Source organism: Aeromonas sp. S19(2024) (assembly GCF_041402625.1).
GTDB lineage: Bacteria > Pseudomonadota > Gammaproteobacteria > Enterobacterales > Aeromonadaceae > Aeromonas > Aeromonas caviae.
On sequence record NZ_JBGLQU010000014.1, the window covers coordinates 40054 to 52191 of the forward strand.

Annotated in this window: 9 protein-coding genes; 4 read left to right on the top strand and 5 right to left on the bottom strand. The window is 59.9% G+C overall.

The window, feature by feature from the left end; translation table 11 throughout:
* Positions 1-124 precede the first annotated feature (124 nt).
* Positions 125-1375 (top strand): serine/threonine transporter SstT, encoded by a 1251-nt coding sequence (gene sstT, locus ACB037_RS19255; protein ID WP_371175771.1) that lies wholly within the window; start codon positions 125-127, stop codon positions 1373-1375.
* A gap of 733 nt (positions 1376-2108) precedes the next feature.
* On the opposite strand, the gene ACB037_RS19260 is transcribed toward sstT, so the two are convergent.
* The 3 genes from ACB037_RS19260 to pabB all read right to left on the bottom strand — a co-directional run bounded on the left by ACB037_RS19260 (position 2109) and on the right by pabB (position 5603).
* The gene (locus tag ACB037_RS19260) at positions 2109-3407 is read right to left on the bottom strand and encodes a serine/threonine transporter (protein WP_151027678.1); all 1299 of its coding nucleotides are present in this window, start codon (positions 3405-3407) and stop codon (positions 2109-2111) included.
* A gap of 215 nt (positions 3408-3622) precedes the next feature.
* Positions 3623-4189, bottom strand: a complete 567-nt coding sequence (locus ACB037_RS19265; protein ID WP_029314598.1) for a CoA pyrophosphatase — start codon at positions 4187-4189, stop codon at positions 3623-3625.
* Positions 4190-4232: 43 nt separating this feature from the next.
* Positions 4233-5603: an aminodeoxychorismate synthase component I gene (pabB, locus tag ACB037_RS19270; protein WP_371175772.1), complete on the bottom strand. Its 1371-nt coding sequence runs from the start codon at positions 5601-5603 to the stop codon at positions 4233-4235.
* Positions 5604-5813: 210 nt separating this feature from the next.
* On the opposite strand from pabB, the gene ACB037_RS19275 reads away from it, so the two are divergent.
* Complete coding sequence (locus ACB037_RS19275) at positions 5814-7337, top strand: fumarate hydratase (protein WP_039040872.1); 1524 nt, start codon at positions 5814-5816, stop codon at positions 7335-7337.
* Between the two features lie 321 nt (positions 7338-7658).
* Here the strand turns inward: ACB037_RS19275 and ACB037_RS19280 are convergent, their stop codons facing one another.
* Positions 7659-8138, bottom strand: a complete 480-nt coding sequence (locus tag ACB037_RS19280) for a cell division inhibitor (protein WP_323929942.1) — start codon at positions 8136-8138, stop codon at positions 7659-7661.
* 234 nt (positions 8139-8372) lie between these two features.
* Between ACB037_RS19280 and ACB037_RS19285 the strand changes: the two genes are divergently transcribed.
* On the top strand, positions 8373-8570 hold the full coding sequence (locus tag ACB037_RS19285; protein ID WP_005323525.1) for a DUF4250 domain-containing protein: 198 nt from the start codon (positions 8373-8375) through the stop codon (positions 8568-8570).
* Positions 8571-8963: 393 nt separating this feature from the next.
* Positions 8964-11438: a glycogen/starch/alpha-glucan phosphorylase gene (locus ACB037_RS19290; protein ID WP_045524561.1), complete on the top strand. Its 2475-nt coding sequence runs from the start codon at positions 8964-8966 to the stop codon at positions 11436-11438.
* 64 nt (positions 11439-11502) lie between these two features.
* On the opposite strand, the gene ACB037_RS19295 is transcribed toward ACB037_RS19290, so the two are convergent.
* Positions 11503-12069, bottom strand: coding sequence for a cytochrome b/b6 domain-containing protein (locus ACB037_RS19295; protein WP_371175773.1), 567 nt, complete (start codon positions 12067-12069; stop codon positions 11503-11505).
* Positions 12070-12138 lie beyond the last annotated feature (69 nt).

A 12138-nucleotide genomic window follows, 5' to 3' on the forward strand; every position in this document is an offset into this window, starting at 1 on the left:
AACGGGACAGATCCACCAGAAGAGCTGCCCACGGCGTCACCGTCAACAGATCGGAGCCAATGCGCGGGGCTGGTTGCCAACAGGACTAATGATTCACGCACCATGAGTGCACAGGGACTACTTGATGACACAACAACACCCCCTCATTCGACTGGTCAACAGCACCAGTCTGGTTAGCCAGATCCTGGTCGGTCTGGTATTCGGTATCCTTCTTGCGATGTTCATGCCCGAGTGGGCCAAGGCGGCGGGTCTGCTCGGCAGTCTGTTCGTCGGCGCCCTGAAGGCCGTGGCGCCGCTGCTGGTCTTCGTGCTGGTGATGTCGGCGATCATCGGCCACAAGCAGGGCCAGAAGACCAACATGAAACCGATCCTGCTGCTCTATGTGCTGGGTACCTTCCTGGCGGCTGCCGTGGCAGTGGTGGCGAGCTTCCTCTTCCCCTCCAACCTGCATCTGGTGGCAGGCGCTACCGAGATCACGCCGCCGGGGGGCATCACGGAAGTGCTGCAGACCCTGCTGTTCAACGTGGTGACCAACCCGGTGAAAGCACTGCTGGAAGCCAACTATATCGGCATCCTGGCCTGGGCCATCGGCCTTGGTATCGCCATGCGTCACGCCAATGAGAGCACCAAATCACTGATTTCCGATGTGGCTCACGGGGTTTCCGCCATCGTCAAGGCCGTGATCCGTTGCGCTCCGCTCGGCATCCTGGGTCTGGTTGCCTCCACCCTGGCTGAAACCGGCTTCGATGCGCTGTTTGGCTATGCCCAGCTGCTGGTGGTACTTATCGGCTGCATGCTGTTCATCGCCTTCGTGGTCAATCCGCTCATCGTCTTCTGGAAGATCAAGCGCAACCCCTATCCCCTGGTGCTGACCTGCCTGAAAGAGAGCGGTGTGACCGCCTTCTTCACCCGCAGTTCCGCCGCCAACATTCCGGTCAACATGGCCCTGGCCGAGAGGCTGCGCCTGCCGGAAGACACCTATGCGGTCTCCATCCCGTTGGGGGCCACCATCAACATGGCCGGCGCCGCCATCACCATTACCGTGCTCACCATGGCGGCGGTGCATACCCTGGGGATGGAAGTGGACATGGCGACCGCCATTCTGCTCTCCGTCGTCGCCACCATCAGTGCCTGTGGCGCTTCCGGTGTGGCGGGCGGCTCCCTGCTGCTGATCCCGCTGGCGTGCAGCCTGTTCGGTATCAGCAACGACATCGCCATGCAGGTGGTGGCCGTTGGCTTCATCATCGGGGTGTTGCAGGATTCCGCCGAGACGGCCCTCAACAGCTCCACCGACGTGCTGTTCACTGCGGCCGCCTGCATGGCCGAGGATGAGAGCCTGCTGGATGCCGCCCCGCTCCCCAGCCGCGAAGCCTGATCCCCTCAGACTTTCTGCTCTGCACAGGCGCCCTCTTCGGAGGGCGCTTTTTATTTGCGCGCGCGTCAGGCGCCCTGCACCTTCTCGCCGTGTCATGGCATTGACAGTGCTCGGATCCCCCTGTGTGATTTCCCGGGAGGGGCCCGTTGGCCGCCTTCGTGTTCTCGCCACCGCCAACACGCCATTCCCTGTACCAACGTGCCCGGCGCTGCATTCGCCGGGCATATCGGGCTGATTGTGCTGTCAGCATGGCGGCTTGTGGCATCCCCTCTGGTGACCGAAGGGGTCATCTGTTCTTCGGTCGCTGTACGGGAAGCCCAGTCAAGGTCCTTTTGGCGGTTTTTGCCTGCGCCCTGTGGCCGGTACTTCCCTGAGTGCCTCGAAGAAAGGCTCCATTGGGTGGGGGGGTCGGCTCTCTGGGCGAAACCTCGAAGAGCGGGCGTTCCTGGCAAGGACAAGGGCTCTGGTGTTCTGCCTGGCAAGGCCGATGGCGTGCGGCAGATGACGGGATAACGCAGCACGCCTTGGTCGTGTGCCATGGGGAAAGGAATATGAGCGGCAAGCTGTCACCAAGGGGAAAGAGAGTGGGTGAAAGGGCTGTCTCTGATCTGAGGACTCTGATCATCTGAGCTCAGTGCCTGATGATCATAACGAACACAGCCCGGCAGAGAAGATCTGCCGGGCTGTGGGAGGCGTCGGGCCAGATGCTGGTCCGACGGTATCGCAGGAAGGCTTAGCCGACCAGTTGATAGAGGATGGCGGAGATGGCGATGAGGCCCATGGTCGCCACGAAGACGTTGCTGATCTGGCCCTGGTATTTCGCCATGGCCGGAACGCGCTTGATGGCGTACATGGGCATGAGGAACAGGATGGTGGCGATGATGGGGCCACCCAGGGATTCGATCATCCCGAGGATGGAGGGGTTGATCACGGCCACGCCCCACAGGGTCAGGATGAAGAAGGCGATGATGAACAGCTCCACCTTCTTGTGGTTCGGTGCCTTGCCGGAGTTGCGCATGTTCTGGACGATCATCCCTTTCAGACCTTCACGGGCACCCAGATAGTGGCCGAAGAAGGAGGAGACGATGGCCACGAAGGCAACCAGCGGACCGAAGTAGGAGATGATGGGGCTCGCATGCTGGTTGGCCAGGTAGGAGAGCACGGCGATGTTCTGGGACTTGGCTTCTGCCAGCTGGGCCGGCGTCAGGCTCATCACGCAGGAGAAGACGAAGAACATCACGAAGCCCAGCAGGATGATGGCGGTGCGCTTGAGGATGGCGTCGGACTTGGCGACGGCATGCTCACCGTGATCACGGCGCTGGGCCAGGGCGAAGCTGGAGATGGCCGGGCTGTGGTTGAAGGAGAACACCAGCACCGGGATGGTCAGCCACAGGGTGGTGGCGAAGTCCTTGGTGCTCGGCATTTGATTCAGGGCCGCACCGGTCCAGTCCGGGATCAGGTACAGGGAGATGCCCGCCAGAATGGCGATGAGCGGATAGACCAGGAACTCGGTCACTTTCAGCATCAGCTTCTCGCCAGCCAGCATCACGGACATCATGGCCATGATGAGCACGATGGAGAGGATCCAGCGCGGGGGCGGCGTCATCTGCAACTGGTTGACGAGGAAGCTTTCCACCGTGTTGGTGATGCCCACGCCGTAGATCAGCACGATGGGGTAGATGGCAAAGAAGTAGAGCAGGGTGATCAATTTACCGGCACCCACGCCGAAGTGCTCTTCTACCACCTGGGTGATGTCGGCATTGGGCTGCTTGGAGGAAAGCACGAAGCGCGCCAGACCACGGTGGGCCAGGTAGGTCATGGGGCCGACCAGCAGCGCCATAACCACCAGCGGCCAGAAGCCACCCATGCCAGCGTTGATGGGCAGGAACAGGATGCCTGCACCGACGGCGGTACCGAACAGGCTGATCACCCAGGTGGTGTCTTGTTTACTCCAACCGCGAGATTGGACCGAGCTGATTCCTTGCTCCTGTGCGGCTGCAACATCCTGTGCGCCAGTGACAGTATTGGACATGTGTCTCACCCCGAATGTGTGGTTTTAATTAGTCGGCGCAAGAATACTTTCTTTTTAATCAAAAATGTTGATCAAATTCACCTTTGTGCGGCTGAAACCCGTACTTTCTTGTAGAAATGTGATCAAAAGAATAAAAAATCAAAATTTATTTATCAAATGCAGTGTTATTTGAATGTTAACTGGATAATTTCCCACCTCATCATGTTGTCAAAATGTTATGTCGAGATGTGCTGGGCAAGCTGGCGGATCATGCTGGCAGTGGCTCCCCAGATGAAAGATTGTTCCCAAGGGATCCAATAGATGGTGTGACGACCGTCCGCCCTTGGCAGGCTCAGGGCTATGTGCTGCCCCGGATCCAGCACGTGGGCGAGAGGGACTTCGAAGGCCTGGGCCACCTCGTCCTGGCTCAGAGTCAGCCCGTAGCCTGGGTCGAGCATGGCGAGGACCGGCAGCACATCGTAGCGCGAGACGGTATTGAGAGGGGTGAGGCTGCCGATGATCCGGATCTGGGAGGGGGGAATGCCAAGCTCCTCCTCGGTTTCCCTGAGCGCGGTGTGAATGAGGTCCCGGTCTTCCGGGTCCTGGCGCCCGCCGGGAAAGCTGATCTGCCCCGGGTGGTGGCGCAGGGCGGCGCTGCGGCGCGTCAGCAGCAGGTGCAGGCCCTCGGGGCGCTCCACCAGGGGGATCAACACGGCGGCAGGTTTGAGCCCGGCCAGTGCCAGGCGATGGGCGGGGGCGGGGCGCTGCAGCAAAAAGCGGGTCAGCAGCTCGGCACTCGTCATCTCCATGGGTCTCCTTGTGTCGGCCCCGCAGGGCCGGATGGGATCAAAGGGCATCGAGCAGTGGCAGGATGCGGGCCACCTTGTCGTAGGTCTCCTGATATTCGGCGTCGGGATCGGAGTCGGCGATGATGCCGCCCCCCGCCCAGCAGTGTAGCTGACCGGCTTCGGCGATCAGGGTACGGATGCAGATGCTGGTATCCATCCTTCCGTGCTGACTCAGATAACCGATGCTGCCGCAGTAGGCATTGCGCCGCACCGGCTCCAGCTCCTCGATGATCTCCATCGCCCGGATCTTGGGAGCCCCTGTGATGGAGCCGCCGGGGAAGCAGGCCCGCAGCAGATCCACTTCTTGCCAGCGCGCATCCAGCTCTCCGTGAATGGTAGAGACCAGGTGATGCACCGCCGGGAAGGATTCCACGGCAAAGAGATGCGGCACAGTGACCGATCCCGGCCGGCTCACCCGGCCGATGTCGTTGCGCAGCAGATCGACGATCATCAGGTTCTCCGATCTGTCCTTGTCGGCGTTGGCGAGTGACTCGGCCACCCTGGCATCCTGGGCGGGATCCGGGTGGCGAGGCCGGGTGCCCTTGATGGGCTTGGTCTCGATATGGCGCTTGTCGAGCAGCAGGAAACGCTCCGGGGAGAGGCTCAGAATGGCGCTTTGCGGCAGGCGGACAAAGGCGGAGAACGGCGCCTTGTTGGCGGCGCTCAGGGCGAGATAGGCGGACCATTCATCCCCCTGATAAGGGGCGCTGAAGCGCTGGGTCAGGTTGATCTGGTAACAATCCCCCGCCGCCAGATAGGCCTGGATACGGGCAAACTTGTCTCCGTATTCGGCCCGCGTCATGTTGCTCTGCCAGGGGCCGGTCAGGCGAAGGGGGAGGGTGGTTCGTTCGCGTTGCGCCATCAGCCAGTCGAGCCTGCGGGCGAGGCCGGCTTCATCACCCCAGTGGGCCAGTTGCCAGTGTCCCGTCGCGACATTTCGCAGCAGCGCCCAGTCGTAGATCCCGACCGCCATGTCGGGCACCTGGATGTCCTGTTGCGCCACTGCGGGTAGACGCTCGAATCGTCGGCCCAGATCGTAGCCAAAGAGTCCCAGGGCACCCCCGATAAACGGCAATCCCGAGTCATCCTCAACGCGCTCCCCAAGCAGGGCTCGCTGGGTCTTGGCGAGCAGGGCGAGGGGATCGCCGTCATGATGGTGCTGGTGGTTATCCCGGGTGAGGCAGGTGCTGGTACCCCGGGTTTCCAGGGTGGCAAGCGGATCGGCGCTGATGATGTCAAAACCGTTGTCAGCCCCCAGGGGGCCGGCGGATTCCAGCAGGATGGCCCAGGGTTGGTGTTGCAGGCAGGCAAACCAGGTGTGGAGCGAGGCCTGCGGGTCGAAATGGTGGATATGCAGTCTTGGTTTCATTTTTTGTTACATAGGCAACAGTTTGCGCCCGGCTCCCTAGCCGGTTCGGGTGGTCAAGCGTATCATGGCCGCCGGCATTTTTAAGAAAAACACCGTTATAAAAACACGCCGCAGTCTGCCGGCTCCAGGTGCATTTGCCACCTGCCGAAGGCCCGGCTCATATGGAAGCCCTTGCTCGCGCAAGCGATAACAAGGACCAGTGAGGATGATATGAGCATCATTAGAAAACAGGACTTTATCGATTCCATTGCTGACGCCCTGCAGTACATCTCCTTCTACCACCCCCTCGATTTCGTGCAGGCCGCCAAGGCCGCCTATGACCGCGAGATCAACCCGGCCGCCAAGGATGCCCTGGCCCAGATCCTGATCAACTCCCGCATGTCTGCCGAAGGTCATCGCCCGCTCTGTCAGGATACCGGTATCGTCACCTGCTTCGTCAAGATCGGCATGCAGGTACAGTGGGACAGCGACATGACGGTCCAGGAGATGGTGGATGAGGGCACCCGCCGCGCCTATACCAATCCGGACAACCCGCTGCGCGCCTCCGTGCTGGCGGATCCGGCCGGCAGCCGCAAGAACACCAAAGACAATGCCCCCGCTGTCGTGCACATCGACATGATCCCCGGCGACAAGGTGGAAGTGAGTATCGCGGCCAAGGGGGGCGGCTCCGAAAACAAATCGAAGATGGTGATGCTCAACCCCTCCGACGACATCGTGGAGTGGGTGCTCAAGACGGTGCCGACCATGGGGGCTGGCTGGTGCCCGCCCGGCATGCTCGGCATCGGCATCGGCGGCACCGCCGAGAAGGCGGCGGTGCTCGCCAAGGAAGCTCTGATGGAGCACATCGACATCCAGGAGCTGATTGCCCGTGGTCCCGAGACCACCGAAGAGAAGCTGAGGGTCGAGCTCTATGACAAGGTCAACAAGCTCGGGATCGGTGCCCAGGGGCTGGGCGGCCTGACCACGGTGCTGGATGTGAAGGTGAAATCCGCACCGACCCACGCCGCCTCCAAGCCCGTGGTGATGATCCCCAACTGCGCCGCCACCCGTCACGTGCATTTCGAACTCGATGGCTCCGGCCCGGCGGAGCTGACACCCCCCAGGCTGGAAGACTGGCCGGAGATCACCCGTGAGTCCGGTGGTAATGTGCGCCGGGTCAACGTGGATGGCATCACCAAGGCAGAGCTTGCCAGCTGGAAGAGCGGCGATACCGTGCTGCTCTCCGGCAAGATCCTGACCGGCCGCGACGCCGCCCACAAGCGCATCGCCGACATGCTGAAAAAAGGTGAAGGACTGCCGGAAGGGGTCGATTTCACCAACCGCTTCATCTATTACGTGGGCCCGGTCGATGCGGTACGTGACGAGGTGGTCGGCCCGGCTGGCCCCACCACGTCCACCCGGATGGACAAATTCACCGACATGATGCTGGGAGAAACCGGCCTCATCGGCATGATCGGCAAGTCCGAGCGCGGCCCCAAGACGGTCGAGAGCATCAAGCAGCACCAGGCTGTCTACCTGATGGCGGTGGGCGGCGCCGCCTATCTGGTGGCGAAAGCCATCAAGAAGGCGCGCGTGGTGGCCTTTGCCGATCTGGGGATGGAGGCCATCTATGAGTTCGAGGTGGAAGACATGCCGGTCACCGTGGCGGTCGACTCCCAGGGCAACAACATCCACGAGACCGGCCCGGCCTACTGGTCCGCCAAGATTGCCGAGCTGGAGACCAAGCTGGCTTGATCAATCGGGCTTCGATGCAAACGGAGGACGATTAGCCCCGTACAGCAGCATGTTGAAAGGCGACCCTCGGGTCGCCTTTTTTGCGGGCCCCATTTGACTGTCTGGACCTGAGCAAATTTACTGCTGCTGTGCTGCTGTGCTGCTGTGCTGCTGTGCTGCTGTGCTGCTGTGCTGCTGTGCTGCTGTGCTGCTGTGCTGCTGTGCTGCTGTGCTGCTGTGCTGCTGTGCTGCTTTGTCTTTGTCGCCATGGCATCCCGGGTCGGAAGCCTGGATAACCCGGTGGGCAATGCCGGCGCATTGGCTGTCACGCCGAAGGGGCGATCAGTGGTTCAGGTAGACATCCTGGCCGCCGTAACTCAGTGCCCCACCCAGAGGGGTTGAGGGCTCGAAGAAGCGGGTCAGGACACCGACACGCTGGCCCAGGGTGCTCAATGTGCTCTGGTCCAGGGCGACCTGTTCGGGCAGCCAGGTCAGCACGGCGGCACAGTGACCATTGATCAGGCTCTGCTCCAGCAGGCGCTGCCAATTCTTGATCTTGGGAGCGTGCACGACAAGCACCCTGGCAGGATTGATCCCTCTGGCCTGCAATTGCGCGGCGGCGGGTAGACCTGGCGGGGCGACGAGCAGGATCCAGCCACTGTCAGACTGACTCAGTTGCCCCAGGGCATCGAGCAGCGGTGCTTCCTGATGGAGAGGGCTGCGCCGCTGCTCTTGTCCCATCTTGCTCTGATGGCGAGTGGGCCAGGTGGTGATCAGACCGGCAGAGGAGGAGGGGGGGCAAAGATTCAGGGGCTGGCTCATATGTCGTTCCTGTATGAATAACCATGCTGTATGCGTATACAGTAGTTCTGTTCGCAAGGAGTGACAAGTCATTTGTGGCTAAAAGTGTGAGCCGATTAACAGGAGATGATTTTAACTCAATGATTAAAAAGAATATTTATATCTTTCTTATGCAGGGTGTTTTTTAACCTGTAGACAAACTTCGGGTCGGCGCTCATGGTTATACAGTCCTGTATAGGGAGAGGAGGGAGCGAGATGGACGTCAGTACCTTGCAACGACTGGATGCCAACATTCTGCTCGGGATCATCAACGAGAAGCTGCGGCTGGAGTGTGATGGCCTTGAAGAGCTGCTGGCTTACTACGACATGACAGAAGATCAGCTGGCTACCCGTCTGCAACAGATCGGGTATCACTACGACCCCATGAGCAATCAGTTCAAGGCGCATGGTTAATTGAAATCAAAGGGTGCTCCGATTGGGGCACCCTTTTTATTACCTGACGAGGAGGTGTGAATTGAAAACGCTTTCAATTTCTCCCTAGTTGGCGGTTATTTTCACGTATTTTCAGTCACAGGCAATCATTGAAAACCTATTCATGAAACTATCTTTTTTGTTTTCATGTATCGCTATGATTTAAAACGAAATTTATATTTCATTCAGGCTGGCTCAAGGAAAGGGTTTTCATGGTGAAACTGTCATTTTTATGCGTTAAAGTGTGACTCACGTTAACTTTTAAACCCTTGGCTTTAGCTAGTATGCCCCCGCCGGAGCATATTCTGAGATAACAACAGCGCCGGTCCCCCCGATGGGATGACATTTTTTATTTGTAACGAAGGAAAATGGTTTATGGCTACCAAGAAGAAGACAGACCAGGATCTCCAACTGGATAAAGATCAGCTCAAGGCGAGTATCGTGCGTCACCTGCGTTCTACCTTGGGTACAAGCGAACAGAAAGCCTCTCCGGATGCCTGGTGGAAAGCGACCGCTGCCGCCGTCAATGAACAGGTGTACGAGCGCCTGACCCGTACTCAGCAGACTCACTTCAAGAAAGATACTCGTGCGATTCACTATCTCTCTGCTGAATTTTTGATGGGGCGTTTGACCTCCAACAACCTGCACAACCTCTCCCTCTACAAAGTCTGTGAAGAGGCGCTGGGTGAACTCGGTCTGGAACTGACCGATCTGTGTGAACAAGAGCCTGACATGGCCCTTGGCAACGGCGGCCTGGGTCGTCTGGCTGCCTGCTTCATCGATTCCCTGGCCACCCTGAACTACCCGGCGGTGGGCTATGGCATCCACTACGAGCACGGCCTGTTCCGTCAGGAGATCCAGGATGGTCGCCAGATCGAGCGTCCGGACTCCTGGCGCGAATATGGCAACCCCTGGGAGATCTGCCGCCCGGAATCGGTGCAGGAGATCCCGCTCTACGGCTACGTGGAGACCGTCTTTGGTGACAAGGGTGGCCTTAAGAAGGTGTGGCACGCCGGTCGCAAGATCAAAGGGGTGCCCTGGGACATTCCGGTGGTCGGCTTCGGTGGTCACACCGTCAACATCCTGCGTCTGTGGGAATCCCGCGCCTCCGAGTTCTTCGACTGGGACGTGTTCAACGCCGGTGGTTATATCGACTCCCAGGCCGAGAAGGCCCAGGCCGAGACCATCTCCAAGGTGCTCTACCCGAACGATGAGACCGACGCCGGCAAGGAGCTGCGCCTGATCCAGCAGTACTTCTTCTGCGCCTGCTCCATCAAGGATATCATGCGCCGCTACAAGCGGGTGCATGGCAGTGACTTCAGCAACTTTGCCGCGCAGATTGCCATCCAGCTCAACGATACCCACCCCACCGTGGCCATCCCCGAGCTGATGCGCGTGCTGGTGGATGAAGAGGGGCTGAACTGGGATACCGCCTGGGGCATCTGCTATCAGGTCTTCTCCTACACCAACCACACCCTGCTGCCGGAAGCGCTGGAGAAGTGGTCCGTCAGCCTGTTCGAGAAGGTACTGCCGCGCCATCTCGAGATCATTTACGAAATCAACGCCCGCTTCCTGAACGAGCTGGTGGAGCCCAAGTGGCCGGGCAACGATGCCATCAAGGCCAAGCTTTCCATCATCGAAGAGGGTGACGTGCGCAAGGTGCGCATGGGCAACCTGTGCGTCATCGGCTCCTCCAAGGTGAACGGTGTGGCCGAGATCCACTCCAAGCTGGTGAAGGAAGATCTCTTCCCCGAGTATGCCGAGCTGTGGCCCGAGAAGATGTGCAACGTCACCAACGGCGTGACTCCCCGTCGCTGGCTGCTGGCCTGTAACCCGGAACTGGCCGAACTCTACAACGAGGTGGTGGGCAAGGAGTGGCCGCTGCAACTGGACAAGCTGCGCAGCGTGGTGAAGTTTGCCGACGACAAGGCGTTCCAGCAGCAGTTCATGACCATCAAGCGCCACAACAAGGAGAAGCTGGTCAAGGTCATCAAGGCGGAAACCGGCATCGACGTGAGCGCGGAGGCGATCTTCGACGTCCAGATCAAGCGTCTGCATGAGTACAAGCGCCAGCAGCTGAACCTCATCCACATCATGGCGCTCTACCGTCGCCTGCTGGCGAACCCGGACTATGACATGCATCCGCGGGTGTTCATCTTCGGCTCCAAGGCGGCGCCCGGCTACAAGCTGGCCAAGGACATCATCTACGCCATCAACAAGCTGGCGGAGCGGGTCAACAACGACGCCCGTATCCAGGGCAAGCTGAAAGTGGTGTTCATGCCGAACTACCGCGTGAGCCTTGCCGAGAAGCTGATCCCGGCGGCGGATGTCTCCGAGCAGATCTCCACCGCAGGTTACGAAGCATCCGGTACCGGCAACATGAAGATGGCGCTGAACGGTGCCATCACCATCGGGACGCTGGACGGCGCCAACATCGAGATCGCCGAAGAGGCGGGTGCCGAGAACTGCGCCATCTTCGGTCTGAATGTGGACGAGGTGAAGTCCCTGAAGGCGCGCGGCTACAACCCGTATGACTTCTACTACGCCAACTCCGAACTGAAAGCCGTGCTGGACTGGTTTGATACCGACTACTTCACGCCGGGTCGCCCGGGTGAGCTGGCCTCCATCAAGCGCTCCTTGCTGGAAGGGGGAGACCCTTACCTGACCCTGGCGGATTTCGAGTCCTACTCCGAGGCGCACAAGCTGATCGACGCCTGGTACCGGGATCCGGCCCTGTGGGCGAAGAAAGCCATCATCAACTCGGCCACCATGGGCAAGTTCAACTCCGACCGCTCCATCCAGGATTACGTAGACCGGATCTGGAAACTGACGAGCTGCAGCGTCGGCTGATGTCTGCTCCTGTGAAAAACCCCGCGATGCGGGGTTTTTTTTCATCTGTCGGGCTGAGGGAGGCTCAGGGCCTGTCGACCACCCGGGTGTCCGCCGGCACCCGTTTCTTGCCGGTGATCATCGCCCTGACGAGATCGCTCCGTACCAGACGATCCAGGGCGATGACGGCCAGTACATGGACGAAGATGGCCACCTGCAGCCCCTTGGCAAAGAACTCGTGGATCTCTTCCATGCGATGGGTGCCGGAGAGAGGCCCGTATTCGGTCATGATCCCGCTGGCGGCGGTGCCGACAAGGCAGGTCAACAGCAGCAGTATCATCAAGGACCCCAAAGGATTGTGACCGGCGTAGTAGGGGTGGCGCCCCTTGATCGTCTCCTTGAGATAGGTGATGACGCCGGCCGGTGTCGGCAGCCACTGGGCGAAGCGGGCATGATAGGAGCCGATGAATCCCCATACGATGCGCAGTGCCAGCAGTCCGGCCAGCGCATATCCCGCATAGCGGTGGTTGCGCGCCCCCTCTTCAAGGATGAAGAGATTCAGCACGCACAACAGCACAGTGGCCCAGTGAAATCCCCTGACCACCGGATCCCATACCTTGATTTCACGGTTGTTCTGCATCGTCTTTCCCATGAGGTGATCCCCTTGTCGTGATGTCCATGATCATCGCCATCGTCAGCCATGGCTGCGTGATGGCCGTTG